26 protein-coding genes are annotated in these 21,535 nt (G+C 46.0%); all 26 read right to left on the reverse strand.

What is annotated here, in order from left to right; all coding sequences use genetic code 11:
* Position 1: 1 nt before the first annotated feature.
* The 26 genes from rpsE to rpoB all read right to left on the reverse strand — a co-directional run bounded on the left by rpsE (position 2) and on the right by rpoB (position 21,380).
* Positions 2 to 499: a 30S ribosomal protein S5 gene (rpsE, locus tag ABH897_RS25805; protein WP_013312151.1), complete on the reverse strand. Its 498-nt coding sequence runs from the start codon at positions 497 to 499 to the stop codon at positions 2 to 4.
* 27 nt (positions 500 to 526) lie between these two features.
* Positions 527 to 895 (reverse strand): 50S ribosomal protein L18, encoded by a 369-nt coding sequence (rplR, locus tag ABH897_RS25810; protein ID WP_010348806.1) that lies wholly within the window; start codon positions 893 to 895, stop codon positions 527 to 529.
* Between the two features lie 115 nt (positions 896 to 1,010).
* Complete coding sequence (gene rplF, locus ABH897_RS25815; RefSeq protein ID WP_014278307.1) at positions 1,011 to 1,553, reverse strand: 50S ribosomal protein L6; 543 nt, start codon at positions 1,551 to 1,553, stop codon at positions 1,011 to 1,013.
* 33 nt (positions 1,554 to 1,586) lie between these two features.
* A complete protein-coding gene (rpsH, locus tag ABH897_RS25820; protein WP_014278308.1) occupies positions 1,587 to 1,985 on the reverse strand; it encodes a 30S ribosomal protein S8 in 399 nt (132 codons plus the stop codon).
* Positions 1,986 to 2,017: 32 nt separating this feature from the next.
* Positions 2,018 to 2,203 (reverse strand): type Z 30S ribosomal protein S14, encoded by a 186-nt coding sequence (locus ABH897_RS25825; protein WP_013312154.1) that lies wholly within the window; start codon positions 2,201 to 2,203, stop codon positions 2,018 to 2,020.
* A gap of 76 nt (positions 2,204 to 2,279) precedes the next feature.
* The gene (gene rplE, locus ABH897_RS25830; RefSeq protein WP_014278309.1) at positions 2,280 to 2,825 is read right to left on the reverse strand and encodes a 50S ribosomal protein L5; all 546 of its coding nucleotides are present in this window, start codon (positions 2,823 to 2,825) and stop codon (positions 2,280 to 2,282) included.
* A 31-nt stretch (positions 2,826 to 2,856) separates the two neighbouring features.
* Positions 2,857 to 3,210 (reverse strand): 50S ribosomal protein L24, encoded by a 354-nt coding sequence (rplX, locus tag ABH897_RS25835; protein ID WP_013312155.1) that lies wholly within the window; start codon positions 3,208 to 3,210, stop codon positions 2,857 to 2,859.
* Positions 3,211 to 3,246: 36 nt separating this feature from the next.
* On the reverse strand, positions 3,247 to 3,615 hold the full coding sequence (rplN, locus tag ABH897_RS25840) for a 50S ribosomal protein L14 (RefSeq protein WP_007432573.1): 369 nt from the start codon (positions 3,613 to 3,615) through the stop codon (positions 3,247 to 3,249).
* A gap of 34 nt (positions 3,616 to 3,649) precedes the next feature.
* Positions 3,650 to 3,913, reverse strand: coding sequence for a 30S ribosomal protein S17 (gene rpsQ / locus ABH897_RS25845; RefSeq protein ID WP_007432574.1), 264 nt, complete (start codon positions 3,911 to 3,913; stop codon positions 3,650 to 3,652).
* A 50-nt stretch (positions 3,914 to 3,963) separates the two neighbouring features.
* Positions 3,964 to 4,161: a 50S ribosomal protein L29 gene (gene rpmC, locus ABH897_RS25850; protein WP_014278310.1), complete on the reverse strand. Its 198-nt coding sequence runs from the start codon at positions 4,159 to 4,161 to the stop codon at positions 3,964 to 3,966.
* Complete coding sequence (gene rplP / locus ABH897_RS25855) at positions 4,151 to 4,585, reverse strand: 50S ribosomal protein L16 (RefSeq protein WP_007432576.1); 435 nt, start codon at positions 4,583 to 4,585, stop codon at positions 4,151 to 4,153. The genes rpmC and rplP overlap by 11 nt, the downstream gene beginning before the upstream one ends.
* A 2-nt stretch (positions 4,586 to 4,587) precedes the next feature.
* Positions 4,588 to 5,253: a 30S ribosomal protein S3 gene (gene rpsC / locus ABH897_RS25860; protein ID WP_044647211.1), complete on the reverse strand. Its 666-nt coding sequence runs from the start codon at positions 5,251 to 5,253 to the stop codon at positions 4,588 to 4,590.
* A gap of 13 nt (positions 5,254 to 5,266) precedes the next feature.
* Positions 5,267 to 5,599, reverse strand: coding sequence for a 50S ribosomal protein L22 (gene rplV / locus ABH897_RS25865; RefSeq protein WP_013312157.1), 333 nt, complete (start codon positions 5,597 to 5,599; stop codon positions 5,267 to 5,269).
* A 36-nt stretch (positions 5,600 to 5,635) separates the two neighbouring features.
* Positions 5,636 to 5,914, reverse strand: a complete 279-nt coding sequence (gene rpsS / locus ABH897_RS25870; protein WP_044647210.1) for a 30S ribosomal protein S19 — start codon at positions 5,912 to 5,914, stop codon at positions 5,636 to 5,638.
* A 72-nt stretch (positions 5,915 to 5,986) separates the two neighbouring features.
* The gene (rplB, locus tag ABH897_RS25875) at positions 5,987 to 6,817 is read right to left on the reverse strand and encodes a 50S ribosomal protein L2 (RefSeq protein ID WP_134912313.1); all 831 of its coding nucleotides are present in this window, start codon (positions 6,815 to 6,817) and stop codon (positions 5,987 to 5,989) included.
* Between the two features lie 30 nt (positions 6,818 to 6,847).
* Entirely contained in the window at positions 6,848 to 7,138 is a 291-nt protein-coding gene (rplW, locus tag ABH897_RS25880; protein WP_013312159.1) for a 50S ribosomal protein L23, read from the reverse strand.
* Positions 7,138 to 7,761 carry a 50S ribosomal protein L4 gene (gene rplD, locus ABH897_RS25885; RefSeq protein WP_013312160.1) on the reverse strand — a complete coding sequence of 208 codons (624 nt, stop codon included), beginning with the start codon at positions 7,759 to 7,761 and terminating at the stop codon, positions 7,138 to 7,140. The genes rplW and rplD overlap by 1 nt, the downstream gene beginning before the upstream one ends.
* 26 nt (positions 7,762 to 7,787) lie before the next feature.
* A complete protein-coding gene (gene rplC / locus ABH897_RS25890; RefSeq protein ID WP_013312161.1) occupies positions 7,788 to 8,411 on the reverse strand; it encodes a 50S ribosomal protein L3 in 624 nt (207 codons plus the stop codon).
* 32 nt (positions 8,412 to 8,443) lie between these two features.
* Entirely contained in the window at positions 8,444 to 8,752 is a 309-nt protein-coding gene (rpsJ, locus tag ABH897_RS25895) for a 30S ribosomal protein S10 (protein WP_005544556.1), read from the reverse strand.
* A 339-nt stretch (positions 8,753 to 9,091) separates the two neighbouring features.
* Positions 9,092 to 10,282: an elongation factor Tu gene (gene tuf / locus ABH897_RS25900; protein ID WP_028542619.1), complete on the reverse strand. Its 1,191-nt coding sequence runs from the start codon at positions 10,280 to 10,282 to the stop codon at positions 9,092 to 9,094.
* Between the two features lie 94 nt (positions 10,283 to 10,376).
* On the reverse strand, positions 10,377 to 12,455 hold the full coding sequence (fusA, locus tag ABH897_RS25905; RefSeq protein WP_283653466.1) for an elongation factor G: 2,079 nt from the start codon (positions 12,453 to 12,455) through the stop codon (positions 10,377 to 10,379).
* A 47-nt stretch (positions 12,456 to 12,502) separates the two neighbouring features.
* The gene (gene rpsG / locus ABH897_RS25910) at positions 12,503 to 12,973 is read right to left on the reverse strand and encodes a 30S ribosomal protein S7 (RefSeq protein WP_007432586.1); all 471 of its coding nucleotides are present in this window, start codon (positions 12,971 to 12,973) and stop codon (positions 12,503 to 12,505) included.
* A 50-nt stretch (positions 12,974 to 13,023) separates the two neighbouring features.
* A complete protein-coding gene (gene rpsL, locus ABH897_RS25915; protein ID WP_007432587.1) occupies positions 13,024 to 13,446 on the reverse strand; it encodes a 30S ribosomal protein S12 in 423 nt (140 codons plus the stop codon).
* A 143-nt stretch (positions 13,447 to 13,589) separates the two neighbouring features.
* Positions 13,590 to 13,841 carry a ribosomal L7Ae/L30e/S12e/Gadd45 family protein gene (locus ABH897_RS25920; RefSeq protein ID WP_014278316.1) on the reverse strand — a complete coding sequence of 84 codons (252 nt, stop codon included), beginning with the start codon at positions 13,839 to 13,841 and terminating at the stop codon, positions 13,590 to 13,592.
* Between the two features lie 234 nt (positions 13,842 to 14,075).
* Positions 14,076 to 17,690, reverse strand: coding sequence for a DNA-directed RNA polymerase subunit beta' (gene rpoC / locus ABH897_RS25925; protein ID WP_044647203.1), 3,615 nt, complete (start codon positions 17,688 to 17,690; stop codon positions 14,076 to 14,078).
* A gap of 144 nt (positions 17,691 to 17,834) precedes the next feature.
* Positions 17,835 to 21,380 (reverse strand): DNA-directed RNA polymerase subunit beta, encoded by a 3,546-nt coding sequence (gene rpoB, locus ABH897_RS25930; RefSeq protein ID WP_044647202.1) that lies wholly within the window; start codon positions 21,378 to 21,380, stop codon positions 17,835 to 17,837.
* Positions 21,381 to 21,535 lie beyond the last annotated feature (155 nt).

The following is a 21,535-nucleotide window of genomic DNA, read 5'->3' on the forward strand; positions in this document are numbered from 1 at the left end:
CTTAGCCCAGCAGCTCTTCGATGGATTTGCCGCGCAATTTTGCAACTTCTTCAGCGCGTTTCAAGCGGGACAAACCTTCCAGTGTCGCATTGACCATGTTCATGGAATTCGAAGAACCCAGAGATTTTGTCAAGATATCACCTACACCAGCAAGTTCCAGTACAGCACGAACCGGACCGCCAGCGATAACTCCAGTACCTTCCGATGCCGGTTTCAACAGAACCCGGCCAGCACCGAACTTACCTGTAACAAGGTGAGGAATAGTTGTTCCTACGAGTGGAACGTGAACCAGGTTTTTCTTAGCATCTTCAATACCTTTGCGAATCGCATCAGGTACTTCGCCAGCTTTACCGATTCCAGCGCCTACCCAGCCGTTACCGTCGCCTACTACTACCAGAGCACTAAAGCTGAAACGGCGTCCGCCTTTGACAACTTTAGCTACGCGATTAATATTTACTACTCTTTCAGTCAGTTCCAAAGTGTTCGGATCTACACGCAAGTCGTTAACCTCCTTTTGAGAAATGTCTTAGAATTCAAGGCCTGCTTCGCGAGCAGCATCAGCCAAAGCCTGAATCCGTCCATGATACAAGTATCCACCACGGTCAAATACAATGTTAGCATGACCTTTTTCTTTTGCACGTTTAGCAACGAGTTCGCCAACCTTACGAGCTGCTTCTACGCTACCGCCGCTTTTGATTTCACTGCTCAGTTCTTTATCCATAGTGGATGCAGATACCAATGTTACACCAGCTACATCATCAATCAATTGTGCGTAGATATGTTTGGAAGAACGGAACACGTTCAGACGAGGACGAACAGCCGTACCTTCGATTTTCTTACGTACACGCAGATGTCTTCTGACACGTGCTTTATTTTTATCTTGTTTTGTAATCATCTTAAGTTTTCACTCCCTTCAGTTTGCCTTTTAAAGCTTTATACTAAGACGCACTGGGTAAAAAAGAAGTACGAAGTCTTTCCGGTAGAAAGACCGCACAAAGTCGGTAAGAAACTTATTTCTTCTTACCGGCTTTACCTTCTTTACGAATGATGCGCTCGCCTTCGTATTTAATCCCTTTACCTTTATACGGCTCAGGTTCACGAACGGAACGAATTTTAGCAGCGTAGGCACCTACACGCTCTTTATCAATTCCGCGAACGATGATTTTAGTGTTCGAAGGAACTTCGAATTCGATGCCCGCTTCCGGTGTGATTTCAACCGGATGAGAGTATCCAACGTTCAGAACGATTTTATCTCCGGATTTGCTTGCACGATATCCGACCCCAACCAGCTCCAGAGATTTTGAAAATCCTTCAGTTACACCACTTACCATGTTGTTGACAACGCTGCGGGTTGTTCCATGCAAAGAGCGGTGAAGTTTGTTGTCCGAAGGACGAATTACGTTGATTTCATTGTTTTCCACAGTAACGGACATGTCTTTATGAAGCTCACGAGTCAATGTTCCTTTAGGACCTTTAACTGTGATCGCTGTGTTGTTCAAAGTTACGTCAACACCACTTGGTACTGTGATTGGCTTACGACCAATACGGGACATATCTGTTGCACCTCCTATCTTTTAAACGTTATCTTACCAAACGTAGCAAACCACTTCTCCGCCGGCTTTAGACTGACGCGCTTCTTTGTCGGTCATGATACCTTTGGATGTCGAAATGATCGCGATTCCGAGTCCACCCAGAACGCGTGGAATCTCATTGCTCTTCGTGTAAACGCGAAGACCTGGTTTACTGATTCTTTTCAAACCTGTAATAACACGTTCGTTGTTTGCACCGTATTTCAAGAAAACACGGATGATCCCTTGTTTGCTATCTTCAACAAATTCCGCATCACGAATGAATCCTTCACGTTTCAGGATGTCGGCAATTTGTTTTTTCATTGTAGATGCAGGCATTTCTACTGTTTCGTGACGAACTGTGTTCGCGTTACGAATACGAGTAAGCATATCTGCAATTGGATCAGACATAGTCATTGTGTATAAACCTCCTTCCCAAACAGGACTTTTTACCAGCTTGCTTTTTTCACGCCAGGAATCTGGCCTTTATAAGCTAATTCACGGAAGCAAATTCTGCAGATCTTAAACTTTTGCAGCACCGAATGTGGACGACCACAACGCTCGCAACGAGTATAAGCACGAACTTTAAACTTTGGTGTGCGTTGTTGTTTGACTTTCATTGAAGTTTTTGCCACTTAGCCTGACACCTCCTAAATAGTTTCGGAGAACAGGGTGTCTTTTATATCAGACGCCCGAAACGATATGCCAACATTACTTTGCGAAAGGCATGCCCAGCTGAGTCAGAAGCTCACGGGACTCTTCGTCAGTCTTGGCAGTCGTTACGATAACGATGTCCATACCACGAACTTTATCAACTTGATCGTACTCGATTTCCGGGAAGATCAATTGTTCTTTCAGACCAAGCGTGTAGTTACCACGTCCATCGAAAGCTTTTGTTGAAACACCATGGAAGTCACGTACGCGAGGAAGCGTGATATTGAACAATTTGTCCAAGAAGTAATACATACGCTCACCACGAAGTGTTACCTTTACACCGATCGGCATGTTTTCACGCAATTTAAAACCTGCAATAGATTTTTTTGCGCGAGTGATTACTGGTTTTTGACCAGCGATCAACTGCATGTCGTTCACAGCCGAATCAAGCACTTTGGAGTTTTGGACTGCGTCGCCAACACCCATGTTGATTACAACCTTCTCGATTTTAGGCACTTGCATTACCGATGTATAGCTGAACTTCTGCATCAAGGCAGGAGTGATTTCTTTCAAGAAACGCTCTTTCATTCTTGTTGTTGCCATGAATCATAGACCTCCTTTCATTAAAAAATAATTAGTCGATCACTTCGCCAGAACGTTTTGCAATGCGCACTTTTTTTCCGTTGTCCAATACTTTGTAACCAACACGAGTTACTTTTCCGCTCTTCGGATCAATGTGCATAACGTTGGAAACGTGAATCGGAGCTTCTTTCTCGATGATGCCGCCTTGTGGATTCAGCTGATTAGGCTTTTGGTGTTTTTTAATCATGTTAACACCTTCCACAAGCACACGGTTTTGACGAGGGTAAGCAGCGATAACGCGACCTTTTTTACCTTTATCTTTACCTGTAATCACCAGAACAGTATCGTCTTTTTTGACGTGCAGCTTGTTGTTATGGGATTCCAGAACTTTTTTCACTTTTGGCATTTAGTACACCTCCTACGGGCACATTTTAAGGTGAATTTAGATCACTTCCGGAGCCAAGGAAACGATTTTCATGAAGTCCTTGTCACGAAGCTCGCGAGCAACTGGTCCGAAAATACGAGTACCACGTGGGCTCTTGTCTTCTTTAACGACCACTGCTGCGTTCTCGTCAAATCCGATGTAGGAACCGTCTTTACGGCGGATAGAACGTTTAGTACGAACGACAACCGCTCTTACTACATCACCCTTTTTGACAACGCCGCCTGGTGTTGCTTGTTTTACGGAACAAACGATCAGGTCACCAATTTGAGCTGTACGACGTCCCGTACCACCGAGCACACGGATACACATCAGTTCCTTCGCGCCGGAATTGTCAGCTACAGTCAAACGTGTAAATGGTTGAATCATTTATTTATCCTCCTTTCGGAAAAACTACACTACATTAGATTATAACAGCTTTTTCAACGATTTCGACCAGTCTCCAGTTTTTGTCTTTGGACAAAGGACGAGTTTCCATGATTTTAACAGTATCACCGATTTGTGCGGTGTTGTTTTCATCATGAGCTTTGAATTTCTTTGTTACTTTAATGCGTTTATGGTAGAGATCATGTTTTTTGTAAGTTTCTACAGCAATCACAATCGTTTTGTCCATTTTATCGCTGACTACTTTACCGACTAACACTTTACGGGCATTACGTTCGCTCATTGTTGGCCTCCTTCCTAATTACAGGCGGAATCTCCACCCGGTCTGATATCTTAGCTAATCCCAAGTTCTCTTTCACGGATCACGGTTTTAGCACGAGCAATTTCCTTACGTACATCGCCGATCCGAGTCGGGTTATCAAGCTGACCGGTAGCGAGTTGAAAACGAAGGTTAAAGAGTTCTTCTTTGAACCCAGAGATCTTTTGTTCAATTTCAGCAGTGGTTAGGTTGCGAAATTCACTAGCCTTCATTTGCTTCACCACCCAATTCTTCACGTTTCACAAACTTAGTTTTGATTGGCAGTTTGTGAGCGGCAAGACGCATTGCTTCACGAGCAATCTCTTCCGGAACACCAGCAAGTTCGAACATGATCTTACCTGGTTTCACTACTGCAACCCATTTTTCTACGTTACCTTTACCACTACCCATACGAACCTCAAGAGGCTTCTGAGTAATTGGTTTGTCAGGGAAAATTTTAATCCAAACCTTACCACCACGTTTGATGTAACGAGTCATCGCGATACGAGCAGCTTCGATCTGACGGTTAGTAATCCATGCAGGTTCAGTAGCTTGTAAACCATACTCACCAAAGTTCAGTGTAGTGCCGCCTTTTGCACGACCCTTCATATGACCACGTTGTTGCTTACGATGTTTTACGCGTTTTGGTACCAACATGATTAGTTGCCTCCTTCCTGAGGAGCTTGTTTCTTAGCTGGAGGAAGAACCTCTCCACGATAGATCCATACCTTTACGCCAATACGACCGTAAGTTGTATGAGCTTCCGCTGTACCGTAGTCAATGTCGGCACGAAGCGTATGCAGTGGAACTGTTCCTTCGCTGTACCCTTCGGAACGAGCGATTTCGGCACCGCCAAGACGTCCGCCTACTTGAGTTTTAATTCCTTTTGCTCCAGAACGCATAGTTCTTTGAATTGCTTGTTTCAAAGCACGACGGAAAGAAACGCGACGTTCCAATTGTTGTGCAATGCTCTCAGCAACCAAGATTGCATCCAGCTCAGGATTTTTAATTTCAGAAATATTGATGTGTACCTTTTTACCACCTGCGATTTTAGTAATTTCATTACGCAAGTTTTCAACTTCGGAACCACCCTTACCGATAACCATACCAGGCTTCGCAGTGTGAATCGTTACGTTGACACGGTTAGCTGCTCTCTCGATTTCAACACGGGATACAGCGGAATCTTTCAATCTTTTTTTCAGATGTTCACGAATTCTAACGTCTTCTAGCAAAAGATCACCGAAATCTTTGCCTGCATACCATTTGGATTCCCAATCACGGATAATACCGATTCGGAGTCCGATTGGATTTACCTTTTGGCCCACACGTTTTCCCTCCTTATTTTTCAGATACCACCAAAGTAATATGACTGGTGCGTTTATTGATGCGGCTTGCACGTCCCATTGCACGCGGGCGGAACCGTTTCATTGTAGGACCTTGGTTCACAAAAACTTGCGATACAACCAACTTGTTCACGTCCAAAGAGTAGTTGTGGTCTGCATTTGCAATAGCAGAGTTCAACAGCTTCTCAACGACTGGAGAAGCGGATTTCGGAGTATGGCGAAGAATTGCGATCGCCTCACCAACCTGCTTGCCGCGAATCAAATCGATAACGAGTTTAACTTTACGAGCGGAAATCCGTACGGATTTAGCATGTGCTTTTGCTTCCATTGAGTTTACCTCCTCTCAAACACTACGCTGTGTTGATTATCTTCTTGTTTTCTTATCGTCATCCGAATGGCCTTTATAGGTACGTGTTGGAGCGAATTCGCCCAATTTGTGTCCGACCATATCTTCCGTTACGTATACTGGCACGTGTTTACGACCATCGTATACACCAAACGTATGTCCGATAAATTGCGGGAAAATTGTAGAGCGACGGGACCAAGTTTTGATCACGACTTTTTTGTCCGATTCGTTCAAAACCTCTACTTTTTTCAGCAAGTAACCATCAATGAATGGTCCTTTTTTGAGACTGCGACCCATGTATGAATCCTCCCTTCGTTAAAACGTTGTCGTTCCTTAATATGTTAACGTGCAACTTAAGCGCACGTCTTATTACTTAGTACGACGACGAACGATGTATTTATCAGATGCTTTGCCTTTTTTACGTGTTTTGTAACCAAGGGTTGGTTTACCCCATGGAGACATTGGAGATTTACGTCCGATTGGAGCGCGACCTTCACCACCACCGTGTGGGTGATCATTAGGGTTCATAACAACACCACGAACTTCAGGACGTTGTCCCAACCAACGGCTACGTCCGGCTTTACCGATCTTCACCAATTCATGGTCTTCGTTACCAACAGAACCGATTGTAGCGCGGCAAACTTTCAGAACGCGACGAACTTCACCAGAAGTCAAACGAATTGTTACATACTTCTCTTCTTTACCAAGAAGCTGGGCTTCCGTACCGGCAGCGCGAACGAGTTGACCACCTTTGCCCGGTTTCAATTCGATGTTGTGGATAACCGTACCTACTGGAATGTTCTCCAAAGGCAAAGAGTTACCGATTTTGATATCGGAACCTACGCCGGAAACCACTTCGTCCCCTACTTTCAAGCCTTTAGGAGCGATGATATAACGTTTTTCACCATCCACATAGTGGATAAGTGCGATGTTGGACGTACGGTTCGGATCATATTCGATCGTAGCAACGCGGCCCGGTATTCCATCTTTGTTACGTTTGAAGTCGATAATACGGTATTTACGTTTGTGTCCACCGCCATGATGACGAACCGTAATTTTACCTTGGTTATTACGTCCAGCTTGCTTGCTCAGAGGCGCCAGCAACGATTTCTCGGGCTGATTAGTTGTGATCTCCTCGAAAGTAGATACAGACATAGCGCGTCTGGCCGGGGACGTCGGTTTATACTTTTTAATTGGCACTGAGTTTCCCTCCTTACTTTACAGTTTCAATTATACCGTTTCAAAAAACTCAAGCGGCTTACTGTCTTTGCTCAGCGTTACGAACGCTTTTTTCCACTCGCTCGTATAGCCGGAATGACGTCCGTAGCGTTTTGGTTTTGCAGGAACACGAAGCGTGTTTACGTTACTTACTTTCACGTTAAAGATCGCTTCGATTGCTTTTTTAACTTCGACTTTATTGGAACGAATGTCTACCTCGAAAACGTATTTCAAGTCATTCATCATACCAGCCGTACGTTCGGTGATAACCGGACGTTTGATAATATCACGAGGATCCTTCATTACGCGAGCACCTCCTCTACCTTCTGAACTGCTTCCTTCGTAATGATCAGTTTGTCGTGTCCAAGCACGTCAAGAACATTAATGCCGTCTGCGGCTACAAACTTCACACCAGGAATATTACGAGCGGACAGGGCCACATTATCATCATAGCTAGGAGCTACGATCAATGCTTTACGGTCAGCTTTAAGGTTGTTCAAAATGGCTGCGAATTCTTTCGTTTTAGGTCCGTTCAGTGTAAGAGCGTCCAATACGATGATTTCATTCTCAATCACTTTGGAAGACAAAGCCGATTTAATCGCCAAGCGACGAACCTTTTTAGGCAATTTGTAAGCATAGCTGCGTGGAGTCGGACCAAATACAGTACCGCCACCAACCCATTGCGGCGCACGGATCGAACCTTGACGAGCGCGGCCAGTACCTTTTTGTTTCCAAGGCTTACGTCCGCCACCACGTACTTCAGAACGTCCTTTTACTTTGTGAGTACCTTGACGCAGGGAAGCCAATTGCATAACAACAGCGTCATGAAGAACGTGTTTATTCGGTTCGATACCGAATACTGCGTCGTTCAATTCAATTTCGCCAACTTGGCTGCCGCTAATATTAAAAAGTGCTACTTTTGGCATTTCGTGTTCCTCCTTTCTTCAGTTGTTTATTTTTTCACCGTTTCTAATACTTTAACGAAGCTGTTTTTAGGTCCTGGAATGGAGCCCTTCACGAGCAATACATTACGTTCTGTATCGATCTTAACAACTTCAAGGCGTTGGATCGTTACCGTTTCATGCCCCATGTGTCCTGGCAGGTGTTTACCTTTAGGAACGCGGTTAGCTTGAATGGAGCCCATCGAACCTGGACCTCTGTGGTAACGCGAGCCGTGTGCCATTGGTCCGCGGCTTTGTCCCCAACGCTTGATAACGCCGGCAAAACCTTTACCTTTAGAAATACCTGTTACGTCAACGAATTCGCCTTCTGTGAAGACATCAGCCTTCAGTTCTTGGCCAACCTCGTACGCAGCAAGGTCGATGCCACGAAGTTCACGAACGTAGCGCTTAGGTGCAGTATTTGCTTTTTTCGCATGTCCTGCTTCAGGTTTATTGGATCTTTTTTCTTTTTTATCAGAGAAACCGAGTTGAATAGCTTCGTATCCATCGTTTTCCAGATCTTTCTTTTGCAGAACAACACAAGGGCCCGCTTCGATAACTGTAACAGCAAGTACGTTACCTTCAGGGGTAAACACTTGAGTCATTCCGAGTTTTTTTCCTAAGATACCTTTCATGTTGACACCTCTTTTCTTTTCCTAATCACAAATTACAATTTAATTTCGATATCTACACCGGACGGCAGGTCCAAGCGCATCAAGGCATCCACAGTTTGTGGAGTCGGGTTAACAATGTCGATCAGACGCTTATGTGTGCGCATTTCGAACTGCTCCCGGGAATCCTTGTACTTGTGTACCGCACGGAGAATAGTAATGATTTGTTTTTCAGTTGGCAGCGGAATTGGTCCGGATACACCTGCGCCCGAACGTTTAGCTGTTTCAACAATTTTCTCAGCGGATTGATCAAGAATTCTGTGGTCGTAAGCTTTCAAACGAATACGAATCTTTTGCTTTGCCATTTTAGTCCCTCCTTCTATCGCCCAATTTGGTATCGGACATACTCCGTGAAAATTTTCCGACATCCCTCCCATGGCAAAGGGGCCGGGTGTGTCAGTAACCTCTCACATCATCGCACAGTCACAAACAACATTAGTTATTATATCTAATAGTTCTGCCTATTGCAAGCAAAAACGAAAAAACAATGTATCTTATTTTGAAAAGACACAATTGCACTCGCAGCTCGCGATTTATTCAAGAGAAAAGCCCCCGCACTAGGGCGGGGGCTTTTTTCAGCTCCGTTCCAATACAATGTTACTCGTTCCAGTACAATGTTGCTTTATTTAAAAGCCAAAGCCTTCTTATTTAGAGATTGTTGCTACCGCACCGGCGCCAACTGTACGTCCACCTTCACGAATAGAGAACTTAGTTCCTTCTTCGATAGCGATTGGGTTGATCAGTTGAACAGTAACTGTGATGTTGTCACCAGGCATTACCATTTCGGAACCTTCTGGCAAAGTGATGATACCAGTTACGTCAGTTGTACGGAAGTAGAACTGTGGACGGTAACCAGTGAAGAAAGGTTTGTGACGTCCACCCTCTTCTTTAGTCAAAACGTAGATTTGAGCAGAGAATTCTGTATGAGGTTTAACAGAACCTGGTTTAGCCAATACTTGGCCACGCTCGATTTGTGCACGGTCTACACCGCGAAGCAATGCGCCGATGTTATCGCCAGCTTGAGCAGAGTCAAGCAATTTACGGAACATTTCTACGCCTGTTACTACGGATTTACGGGATTCTTCTTGAATACCGATGATTTCGATTTCGTCGCCCACTTTAACAGTACCACGCTCTACACGGCCTGTAGCAACTGTACCACGACCTGTGATGGAGAATACGTCCTCGACAGGCATCAAGAAAGGCTTGTCAGTGTCGCGTTCTGGAGTTGGGATGTAAGTGTCGATTGTTTCGAACATTTCAACGATTTTCTTAGCATAGTCGCCCTCTGGGTTTTGCAGAGCTTCACGAGCGGAACCGCGAATGATTGGAGTGTCGTCGCCTGGGAAGTCATATTCGCTCAGCAAGTCACGAACTTCCATTTCAACCAGTTCCAACAACTCTTCGTCTTCAACCATGTCACATTTGTTCAGGAATACAACGATGTAAGGAACGCCTACTTGGCGGGACAACAGGATGTGCTCGCGAGTTTGCGGCATTGGGCCGTCAGCTGCGGATACAACCAGAATCGCTCCGTCCATTTGTGCAGCGCCAGTGATCATGTTTTTAACATAGTCGGCGTGACCTGGGCAGTCAACGTGTGCATAGTGACGGTTAGGTGTTTCGTATTCCACGTGTGCTGTGGAGATTGTGATACCGCGTTCGCGCTCTTCTGGAGCTTTATCGATTTGGTCGAATGCTACAGCAGCACCACCGTAAGTTTTGGACAATACAGTTGTGATTGCAGCAGTCAAAGTAGTTTTACCATGATCGACGTGACCAATAGTACCGATGTTAACGTGCGGTTTGTTACGTTCAAACTTAGCCTTTGCCATTTGAACAATTCCTCCTCAATAACTTGTTTTATTTTTAGGCTGCCGGCTTTCTCTTGGAAAAACCTTGATTATACCGGTCAGCTGATACATTGTATTACTCGCCGCCTTTGGTTTTAGCAACGATCTCTTCAGCAATGCTCTTCGGAACTTCTTCATAATGAGAAAGCTCCATGGAGAACACGCCGCGTCCTTGTGTACCGGAACGAAGTGTAGTCGAGTATCCGAACATTTCGGACAAAGGCACCTTTGCACGAATGATTTGAGCTCCACTACGGGAATCCATACCTTCAATCCGGCCACGACGGGAGTTCAACATACCCATTACGTCTCCCATGTATTCCTCAGGAGCCGTTACTTCAACTTTCATAATCGGCTCAAGCAATACTGGTTTACATTTGTCTTTCGCTGCTTTCAGCGCCATTGATCCGGCAATTTTAAACGCCATTTCATTGGAATCGACATCATGGTATGATCCGTCCACGATTGTAGCTTTAACGTCCACAAGCGGAAAGCCTGCGATAACGCCGTTTTTCATTTGTTCCTCAATACCAGCAAGAGCAGGAGCGATGTACTCTCTAGGAACAGAGCCGCCGACTACCTTACTTTCGAATTGGCTACCAGTACCTGGCTCAAGCGGTTCGAACTCAACCCATACGTGACCATATTGACCACGACCACCGGATTGACGAACGAATTTACCTTCGACACGTGCTGGAGCACGGAACGTTTCACGGTAAGCAACCTGTGGTTTACCCACATTGGTTTCCACCTTAAACTCACGACGCATACGGTCGATGATGATATCAAGGTGAAGCTCACCCATACCTGCCAAGATGGTTTGGCCTGTTTCTTCGTTAGTATGAGCGCGAAGAGTTGGATCTTCTTCGGTCAATTTACCGAGGGCAACAGACATTTTATCTTGGTCGGCTTTGGTTTTAGGCTCAACCGCGATTTCGATAACCGGATCAGGGAAATTCATGGACTCAAGAATAACTGGATTCTTCTCATCACACAGTGTATCACCTGTACCTGTATCTTTCAAACCTACGGCTGCCGCAATATCACCGGAGTAAACTACAGTGATTTCTTGACGGCTGTTCGCATGCATTTGAAGAATACGTCCGATACGTTCGCGCTTGCCTTTTGTTGCATTCAATACGTATGAACCGGATTGAAGAACACCGGAGTATACGCGGAAAAATGTCAACTTACCAACGTAAGGGTCCGTCATGATTTTGAAGGCCAATGCGGAGAAAGGCTCTTCATCGGAAGAGTGACGTTCAACTTCCGTACCGTCTTCCAAATGCCCTTGAATACTTGGCACGTCAGTAGGAGCCGGCAAATAGTCGAGAACAGCATCCAACATCAGCTGAACACCTTTGTTACGGTAAGAAGATCCACAGATAACTGGGAAGATTTTAACTTCTACAACACCTTTACGGAGAGCGGCTTTAATTTCAGCAACCGAAATTTCTTCGCCTTCCAGGTATTTCATTGTCAAATCTTCGTCCAGTTCAGCAACCTTCTCAATCAATTCATTACGGAGTTCTTCAACTTTATCTTTGAATTCCGCAGGAATTTCGACTTCTTCGATATCTTGACCAAGATCATCTTTGTACATATGAGCTTTTTGTTCAACGATATCGATGATACCAGTAAAATCATTTTCTGCGCCGATTGGCAATTGAATCGCAACTGCGTTCGCTTGAAGGCGATCACGCATGTCGGAGACAACATTCAGGAAGTCGGCACCAATGATATCCATTTTGTTTACATATGCGATCCGTGGAACGCCGTAGCGATCAGCCTGTCTCCATACGGTTTCGGACTGAGGCTCAACGCCTTCTTTCGCACTGAAAACACCAACTGCTCCGTCCAATACACGAAGGGAACGTTCAACTTCAACAGTGAAGTCAACGTGCCCCGGGGTGTCGATGATATTGACGCGGTGACCTTTCCAGGCAGCGGTCGTCGCAGCGGAAGTAATCGTGATTCCGCGCTCTTGTTCTTGTTCCATCCAGTCCATTGTCGCAGCGCCTTCGTGAACTTCACCGATTTTGTGCGTACGTCCTGTGTAGAACAAGATCCGCTCTGTTGTTGTGGTTTTACCCGCGTCAATATGAGCCATGATCCCGATATTACGTGTATTCGTCAAGGAGAACTCTCTTGCCATGAAATGGGTCTCCCTTCAAAATTGAAGTTATTTTTTTGAGCTGAATCCTACCAACGATAGTGAGCAAACGCTTTGTTCGCTTCAGCCATTTTGTGCGTATCTTCGCGTTTCTTCACGGAAGCGCCTGTGTTGTTGGAAGCGTCGATAATCTCAGCTGCCAAACGCTCTTCCATAGTTTTCTCGCCGCGGTTGCGGGAGTAGTTTACGAGCCAACGTAAACCCAGGGAAGTACGTCTTTCTGGTTTTACCTCGATTGGTACTTGGTAGTTGGCACCGCCGACACGGCGTGCTTTAACTTCCAGGACTGGCATGATATTCTTAATAGCTGCTTCAAAAACTTCCATCGGGTCATTCCCCGTACGTTCTTGGATAAGCTTGAACGCATTGTACAGAATGCTTTGAGCAACGCCTCGTTTTCCGTCGAGCATGATGCGGTTGATCAGGCGGGTAACCAACTTGCTGTTATATACCGGATCTGGCAACACGTCTCTTTTGGTAACTGGACCTTTGCGTGGCATGGATATCCCCCTTTCTTACATGTTAAACCGATTTATTCGGTTTATATTCATTAGGATTTTTTAGCTTTAGGGCGTTTTGCGCCGTATTTGGAACGAGCTTGCATGCGGTTGTTTACGCCTGCAGTATCCAAAGCACCGCGAACGATATGGTAACGTACACCTGGAAGGTCTTTTACACGACCCCCGCGAATCAGCACTACGCTGTGTTCTTGCAGGTTGTGTCCGATACCCGGAATGTAAGCAGTCACCTCTACACGGTTCGTCAAACGAACACGAGCATATTTACGAAGTGCGGAGTTTGGTTTTTTGGGAGTCATAGTACCTACACGAGTGCATACTCCGCGTTTTTGCGGGGCACTGATGTCGGTAGCTTCACGTTTCAAGGCGTTAAAACCTTTTTGCAAAGCCGGTGATTTCGATTTCTCGATTTTGGCTTGACGTCCTTTACGAACTAGTTGGTTAATAGTTGGCATTGTGGTTGCCACCCCCTTCCTCAATTTTTACTGTTGCTTCACAAACCATTTCTAAGCCCACAGACCCAGGCGGTTCATAAAAGAACAAATGAAAAGTCTTTGCCGCCAAGAATTCATTCTCTTAGACAAAAACGTTCCTTACCCTATTGTTTTACGATAGCAGCCATAGCGGCTCCCACTTCAATCCCACATGCAGCTCCGAGATTTTTCATTGTATCTACAAGAGTCACTTTGACTCCTTGCTTGTTGCACAAAGCAATGATGTTGGAAGTGAGACGTGGATCTGCGTCTTCTGCCACATATACTTCAGAGGCGAAGCCCAATTCGACCATACGTATGGTTTGTTTGGTACCGATTTTGACATGAGCATCTTGCAGTCCCTGTTCTTTAGACATATCTCATTCCTCCGAAAAGACACAATAGCATATAGGCTGCTCACGCACCTTTGCTATATTAGCATTGACTATAAGCAATGTCAAGACAATTATCGACTATAGTTTGCTTAACAAAGCAATACAATAAATTTCATTTCAAGAAAAAGCGCCGGAACACCGTCTGATAGAGCATAATCTAAAAGCTCCACCAGAGAACGATGTTCCGGGCCCATCATGCCATTTGTTAACGTTATATTACTCGGCCGAAATCGGTTCGAGTTCTTCGGACGAGGATTGCTCCCCTTCCGGTTGGGCAAATTTCACACTGCGGTAACGGTTCATTCCTGTACCTGCAGGGATCAACTTACCAATAATAACGTTCTCTTTCAGACCAAGCAACTGATCGACTTTGCCTTTTATAGCTGCATCGGTCAGCACGCGTGTGGTCTCTTGGAAGGAAGCTGCTGACAAGAAGGAGTCAGTTTCCAGAGATGCCTTGGTGATACCAAGCAGAACCGGTTTGGCTACCGCTGGCTCTTGGCCACTGAGAATTGCTGTCTTGTTCGCATTTTCATACTCGTGCACATCAACAAAGGAGCCTGGAAGCAGCGTGGTATTCCCCGCATCAAGGATACGGATTTTACGCAACATTTGACGAATCATAACTTCCACGTGCTTATCATTGATTTCTACGCCCTGATTCCGATATACGCGTTGAACTTCCTGAAGGATATAGTTCTGTACCCCGCGAATACCTTTAATGCGCAGCATTTCTTTAGGGTCGATTGAACCGTCTGTCAGTTCATCCCCGGCTTCAACAGTCATGCCTTCGCTTACGCGCAGACGAGAACCATACGTAACCGAATAAGTTTTCGTTTCAGCTTCACCCTGAATATCGATCTCACGGCGATCTTTACCTTCACGAATTTCTTTAACTGTACCGTCAATTTCACTGATGGTTGCCTGACCTTTAGGATTACGTGCTTCGAAAAGCTCCTGAATACGCGGCAAACCTTGTGTAATATCGTCGCCCGCTACACCGCCTGTGTGGAATGTACGCATTGTAAGCTGGGTTCCTGGTTCACCGATGGATTGTGCCGCGATAATACCAACTGCTTCACCAATCTCAACGTGTTTGCCAGTAGCCAGATTGCGACCGTAGCATTTCTTGCAGACGCCATGTTTGGCACGACAGCTCAGTACTGAACGAATTTGAAGCTTTTGTACACCAGCTTTAACAATTGCTTCCGCTTTGTCGGAATCGATCAATTCGTTACGGCCAGCCAAAATCTCGCCAGTCTCCGGATGACGTACCGTTTCAAAGCAATAGCGACCTTCCAGACGGTCATACAGATCCTCAATAACTTCTTTACCGTCCTGAATACGGCTTACTGTAAAGCCTTTGTCCGTTCCGCAATCTTCTTCACGCACGATAACATCCTGCGCCACATCGACAAGACGACGAGTCAGGTAACCTGAGTCAGCCGTACGAAGCGCTGTATCCGCCAAACCTTTACGCGCTCCGTGAGTGGAGATGAAGTACTCGAGTACTGTCAAACCTTCACGGAAGTTCGATTTAATTGGGAGCTCGATAATACGACCGGATGGATTCGCCATCAGACCACGCATACCGCCGAGCTGGGTAATCTGTGATTTGTTACCCCGCGCTTTGGAGTCTACCATCATCATGATGGAGTTATAGCGATCCATGGACTTCATCAGCACTTCGGTAATATCATCTTTCGCTTTGGACCAAATATCAATAATCCGGTCATAGCGTTCCTCGTTCGTAATCAGACCACGACGGTATTGATTCGTTACGACTTGCGCTTTGTCCTCAGAACCTTTAAGAATTCCTTGTTTTTCCACCGGCACGATAACGTCCGACACAGCAACAGTTACACCTGAACGAGTAGAATACGTAAAGCCAAGCTGTTTGATTTTATCCAAAATCACAGCTGTTTCTGTTGTATGGTAAGTTTCAAAGCAACGGGCAATAATGTTACCAAGGTAATCCTTACCTACCCCGTTAGCTTGCGGAGCATTTTGAATCGCTTCTGTAAGGTTTACACCCTTTTCGTAAACAAAGAACTCCTCAGCAGTACCATAAAGCAGGTTAGCACGGGTAGCATCATTGATGTACGGGAAGCTGGCCGGAAAAATTTCATTAAAGATAATTTTACCAACCGTAGTGATCAGCATCGCATCCTGTTGTTTTTCCGTAAAGCTCGTTTTATTCAAAGCTTTAACCGGAATAGCTACACGAGCATGAAGACCCGCTGTACCGCGCTGGTAAGCCGATATAGCCTCGTTCATATTGCGAAGGATCATGTTGCTGCCTTCTTCTTCTTTGTTATCCATAGTCAGATAGAAAGAACCAAGGACCATATCCTGGGAAGGAGTAACAACAGGTTTGCCGTCTTTCGGATTCAAAATGTTACCGGATGCCAGCATGAGCAAACGAGCTTCTGCTTGGGCTTCCGCAGACAATGGAACGTGAACCGCCATTTGGTCACCGTCAAAGTCGGCATTATATGCCGTACATACGAGCGGATGCAAACGGATTGCACGACCTTCAACCAAAATCGGTTCAAACGCCTGAATACCGAGTCTATGCAGCGTAGGGGCACGGTTCAGAAGAACCGGATGCTCCCTGATTACTTCTTCGAGCACATCCCATACTTCTGCGCTCACGCGCTCTACTTTACGTTTCGCGCTCTTAATGTTGTGTGCAAGACCTTTGTTCACAAGTTCTTTCATGACAAAAGGTTTGAACAGTTCCAATGCCATTTCTTTCGGCAAACCGCATTGGTACATTTTCAAGTACGGACCTACAACGATAACGGAACGACCGGAGTAGTCAACACGTTTTCCGAGCAAGTTTTGACGGAAGCGTCCTTGTTTACCTTTCAGCATATGGCTGAGGGATTTCAAAGGACGGTTACCCGGACCTGTAACAGGGCGGCCACGACGACCATTATCGATCAGGGCGTCAACAGCTTCCTGCAGCATCCGTTTTTCATTTTGTACGATAATATCCGGAGCACCCAGATCTAGCAGGCGTTTCAGACGGTTGTTACGGTTAATAACACGGCGGTACAAGTCATTCAAGTCAGAGGTAGCAAAACGTCCACCATCCAGCTGTACCATCGGACGAAGCTCCGGAGGAATAACAGGCAGCACGTCCATGATCATCCAGTCCGGCTGGTTGCCGGAGTTACGGAACGCCTCAATCACTTCAAGACGCTTGATCGCACGGTTGCGGCGTTGTCCTTGAGCTGTACGCAGCTCTTCTTTCAGGAATTCCAGTTCTTTGTCTATATCCAAATCTTGAAGGAGCTTCTTAACCGCTTCAGCACCCATACCTGCCTGGAATCCGTAGCCGTATTTTTCACGGTAGCTGCGGTATTCTTTCTCGGACAGGAGTTGCTTTTTCTCCAATGGCGTATCTCCTGGATCAGTTACAACATAAGATGCGAAGTAAATGATCTCTTCCAGAGATCTTGGAGACATATCAAGAGCAAGACCCATACGGCTCGGGATGCCTTTAAAGTACCAAATATGCGATACAGGGGCAGCCAGCTCGATGTGACCCATACGCTCACGACGAACCTTAGCGCGGGTAACCTCTACACCACAACGGTCACAGACAACACCTTTATAGCGCACGCGCTTGTACTTACCGCAATGACATTCCCAGTCTTTCGTAGGTCCGAAAATTTTCTCGCAAAATAGTCCTTCTTTTTCCGGTTTAAGCGTACGATAGTTAATCGTCTCCGGTTTTTTGACTTCTCCGCGGGACCAAGAACGAATCTTTTCGGGGGAAGCAAGCCCGATTTTCATATATTCGAAATTGTTAACGTCCAACAAGGAGCAACCCTCCTTAACCAAATCCTGAGTTTTTAGGTTTGATACCGCCCGGCAGCACCGGGCGGTATCAAGAAGCCCGATCCATCCTGTAGAAAATGGATCGAGGCATATAACAAAGCTGATATGATTCAGTCAGCAGACAGACTACTCTACGCCAACCTCAGAGCCTTCCAGATTCAAACTCAGCTTGTCGCTGGTTGTATCATCTTCATCATCAAGCTCTCTCATTTCGATCTCTTGTTCGTCTCCGGACAGAATCTTCACGTCCATACCCAAGCTTTGCAGCTCTTTGATCAAGACCTTGAATGATTCAGGCACACCCGGTTCAGGTACATTTTCACCTTTGACGATGGATTCGTATGTTTTAACACGTCCAACCACATCATCGGATTTGACAGTCAAAATTTCCTGAAGCGTGTAAGCCGCGCCGTAGGCTTCCAGTGCCCATACTTCCATCTCCCCGAAGCGCTGACCACCGAATTGAGCTTTACCACCCAACGGCTGTTGCGTAACGAGAGAGTAAGGACCTGTAGAACGAGCATGGATTTTATCGTCAACCATGTGCGCCAGTTTGATCATGTGCATGACACCGACAGTAACTTCACGTTCAAAACGATCACCGGTACGTCCGTCATACAACACCGTCTTACCATTGCGCTGCATGCCTGCCTCTTCCATCGTATCGAACACGTCATACTCCTTGGCACCATCAAATACAGGCGTTGCCACATGAATACCAAGGCGCATTGCAGCCATACCCAGATGAATTTCAAGCACCTGTCCGATGTTCATCCGTGAAGGTACCCCCAGCGGGTTCAGAACGACTTGTACTGGTGTACCGTCCGGCAGGAACGGCATATCTTCTTCAGGCAAAATACGGGCAACGACACCCTTGTTACCGTGACGTCCGGCCATTTTATCGCCTTCGGAAATTTTGCGTTTTTGAGCAATGTATACACGAACCAGTTGGTTCACGCCTGGTGGCAGTTCGTCGCCATTCTCACGTGTAAATACTTTGACGTCCACAACAATCCCGTCTGTTCCGTGAGGAACTCTCAAAGAAGTGTCGCGAACCTCGCGTGCCTTCTCACCAAAGATCGCATGCAAAAGGCGTTCTTCGGCTGTCAGCTCCGTCACACCCTTAGGCGTTACTTTACCAACGAGAATGTCACCTGCGCCGATTTCGGCACCAATGCGGATAATTCCACGCTCATCCAAATTACGGAGCGCTTCTTCACCGACATTCGGAATATCACGGGTGATTTCTTCCGGTCCAAGCTTCGTGTCGCGGGCTTCGGATTCGTATTCCTCAATATGAATGGAGGTGTATACGTCTTCCTTTACCAGCTTCTCACTCAGCAGGATCGCATCCTCGTAGTTGTAACCTTCCCAAGTCATGAAGGCAACGACAACGTTACGTCCCAATGCCAGCTCGCCCATCTCTGTGGAAGGACCATCTGCGAGAATATCGCCAGCTTTCACCACATCGCCTCTATTGACGATTGGACGTTGGTTAATGCATGTTCCTTGGTTTGAACGCATAAATTTGTGTAATTTATACTTAATTATGTCGCCCTTCACTTCAGAACCATCTACTGTTTCGATGCGACGCAGCCAAATTTCGTTAGCTGAAGAACGTTCGATTACACCGTCGTATTTGGATACAATACATACCCCGGAATCTTTCGCAGCCTTATGCTCCATTCCTGTTCCGACCAAAGGAGACTTCGGAATCAACAAAGGAACGGCCTGCCGTTGCATATTGGAACCCATCAACGCACGGTTCGAGTCATCGTTCTCCAAGAACGGAATCAGTGCAGTTGCCACTGACACGACCTGCTTAGGCGAAACGTCCATATAGTCAACACGGCTACTTGCCATTGGAATGATGTTATCAGACTGCTTGTTGTAACGGACAATGACAACTTCTTCCTTAAAAGTGCTGTCCTCTGTCAGTTCCTCATTTGCCTGGGCTACGATGTAGTTATCTTCTTCATCAGCCGTCAGGTAATCAATTTGGTCTGTAACTTTTCCGGTTTTCGGATCTACCCAACGATAAGGAGCTTCGATAAATCCGTACTCGTTGATACGTGCGAAGGTAGACAAGGAGTTGATCAAACCAATGTTTGGTCCCTCTGGTGTCTCGATAGGACACATACGACCGTAGTGACTCGGATGGACGTCACGTACTTCCATGCCTGCGCGTTCACGTGTCAAACCGCCGGGTCCGAGTGCGGACAAACGGCGTTTGTGTGTCAATTCAGCAAGTGGATTCGTCTGATCCATAAACTGGGACAGCTGGGAGCTACCAAAGAACTCCTTGATCGAAGCAATTACCGGACGTATGTTAATCAGTGCCTGTGGCGTAATCACATTAGCATCCTGAATCGACATTCTTTCGCGCACCACGCGTTCCATACGGGATAAACCGATACGGAACTGGTTCTGGAGCAATTCACCGACAGAGCGCAAACGACGGTTGCCCAAATGGTCAATATCGTCCGTGCTTCCGATTCCGTGAAGTAAGTTAATAAAATAACTGATGGAGGAAATAATATCGGCAGGCGTAATATTTTTAACCGATTTATCAATATTTCCGTTGGCAATCAGTTTTACAACTTTACCATCCTCAATCGGCGAGAATATATCGATCGTTTGAAGAGGAATATCGTTGCTTTCCAGCACGCCAGTAGCAACATGATACGTACGGTGTCCTACCGATTCCTCAAGCTGGGCCAAAATCTCGTCCAACAGGCGGCGATCCACCATTTGTCCTGCTTCAGCGATGATTTCGCCGGTTGTCGTATCAATCAAAGTCTCAGCAAGCCGTTGATTGAACAGTCGGTTTTTGATATGAAGCTTTTTATTGATTTTGTAACGGCCTACGTTGGCCAGATCATAACGTTTTGGATCAAAGAAACGTGCAACGAGCAAGCTCTTTGCATTATCCAGTGTAGGTGGCTCACCCGGACGAAGACGCTCATAAATCTCAATCAGCGCTTTTTCCGTAGAGTCCGTGTTGTCTTTATCAAGAGTATTACGGATATATTCGTCATTGCCGAGCAAATCCAGAATCTCAGCATCAGTGCCAAAGCCAAGCGCACGCAGCAACACCGTAACCGGAATTTTACGGGTACGGTCAATCCGGACATAGATAATGTCCTTCGCATCCATCTCCAGTTCGAGCCAAGCCCCCCGGTTAGGAATTACCGTTGCGGTGTATGTTGTTTTCGCATTCTTGTCGACTTTTGTGCTGAAATAGACGCTGGGAGAGCGAACCAACTGGCTGACAATAACCCGTTCCGCACCGTTAATAATAAACGTACCCGTATCAGTCATCAGCGGGAAGTCTCCCATGAATACTTCCTGCTCTTTCACTTCCCCGGTCTCTTTATTAATAAGCCGGACTTTTACCCGAAGCGGTGCTGCATACGTTACGTCGCGTTCCTTTGCGTCGTCAACGGTATATTTGGGTTCTCCGAGAGAATAATCGATAAACTCCAAAATCAGATTTCCTGTGAAATCCTGAATTGGCGAAATATCCCGAAACATTTCCCGCAATCCTTCCTCCAAAAACCAATCATAGGATTTTTGCTGGATCTCAATCAGGTTCGGAACCTCGAGTACCTCGTTAATACGTGCATAACTGCGCCGAGTGCGTCGACCATATTGAACAAGATGTCCTGCCAACTTAAACTCACCCCTCATGTCTACTCACTTTAAAAATTCATTGCGAACCTTTGTTTGTGACCTTATAATAAGACACAGACAGAAGATTCAATCCACAAATACAGAAAAGCCCTTACTCGAATGCATTCGAAAAAAGAGCGACGTATCTGCAGAAT

The sequence above is a fragment of the Paenibacillus sp. RC73 genome (assembly GCF_044908085.1).
Lineage (GTDB): Bacteria > Bacillota > Bacilli > Paenibacillales > Paenibacillaceae > Paenibacillus > Paenibacillus terrae_A.

Bases quoted from the DNA above. Each gene is read 5' to 3' on its own strand.
- rplR (WP_010348806.1), bottom strand. From the start codon at position 895: ATGATTACAAAACAAGATAAAAATAAAGCACGTGTCAGAAGACATCTG.
- rplF (WP_014278307.1), bottom strand. From the start codon at position 1,553: ATGTCCCGTATTGGTCGTAAGCCAATCACAGTACCAAGTGGTGTTGAC.
- rpsH (WP_014278308.1), bottom strand. From the start codon at position 1,985: ATGACTATGTCTGATCCAATTGCAGATATGCTTACTCGTATTCGTAAC.
- rplE (WP_014278309.1), bottom strand. From the start codon at position 2,825: ATGGCAACAACAAGAATGAAAGAGCGTTTCTTGAAAGAAATCACTCCT.
- rplX (WP_013312155.1), bottom strand. From the start codon at position 3,210: ATGCCAAAAGTGAAAAAAGTTCTGGAATCCCATAACAACAAGCTGCAC.
- rplN (WP_007432573.1), bottom strand. From the start codon at position 3,615: ATGATTCAACCATTTACACGTTTGACTGTAGCTGACAATTCCGGCGCG.
- rpsQ (WP_007432574.1), bottom strand. From the start codon at position 3,913: ATGAGCGAACGTAATGCCCGTAAAGTGTTAGTCGGTAAAGTAGTCAGC.
- rpmC (WP_014278310.1), bottom strand. From the start codon at position 4,161: ATGAAGGCTAGTGAATTTCGCAACCTAACCACTGCTGAAATTGAACAA.
- rplP (WP_007432576.1), bottom strand. From the start codon at position 4,585: ATGTTGGTACCAAAACGCGTAAAACATCGTAAGCAACAACGTGGTCAT.
- rplV (WP_013312157.1), bottom strand. From the start codon at position 5,599: ATGGAAGCAAAAGCACATGCTAAATCCGTACGGATTTCCGCTCGTAAA.
- rpsS (WP_044647210.1), bottom strand. From the start codon at position 5,914: ATGGGTCGCAGTCTCAAAAAAGGACCATTCATTGATGGTTACTTGCTG.
- rplW (WP_013312159.1), bottom strand. From the start codon at position 7,138: ATGAAGGATCCTCGTGATATTATCAAACGTCCGGTTATCACCGAACGT.
- rplD (WP_013312160.1), bottom strand. From the start codon at position 7,761: ATGCCAAAAGTAGCACTTTTTAATATTAGCGGCAGCCAAGTTGGCGAA.
- rplC (WP_013312161.1), bottom strand. From the start codon at position 8,411: ATGAAAGGTATCTTAGGAAAAAAACTCGGAATGACTCAAGTGTTTACC.
- rpsJ (WP_005544556.1), bottom strand. From the start codon at position 8,752: ATGGCAAAGCAAAAGATTCGTATTCGTTTGAAAGCTTACGACCACAGA.
- tuf (WP_028542619.1), bottom strand. From the start codon at position 10,282: ATGGCAAAGGCTAAGTTTGAACGTAACAAACCGCACGTTAACATCGGT.
- fusA (WP_283653466.1), bottom strand. From the start codon at position 12,455: ATGGCAAGAGAGTTCTCCTTGACGAATACACGTAATATCGGGATCATG.
- rpsG (WP_007432586.1), bottom strand. From the start codon at position 12,973: ATGCCACGCAAAGGTCCAGTTACCAAAAGAGACGTGTTGCCAGATCCG.
- rpsL (WP_007432587.1), bottom strand. From the start codon at position 13,446: ATGCCAACTATTAACCAACTAGTTCGTAAAGGACGTCAAGCCAAAATC.
- ABH897_RS25920 (WP_014278316.1), bottom strand. From the start codon at position 13,841: ATGTCTAAAGAACAGGGACTGCAAGATGCTCATGTCAAAATCGGTACC.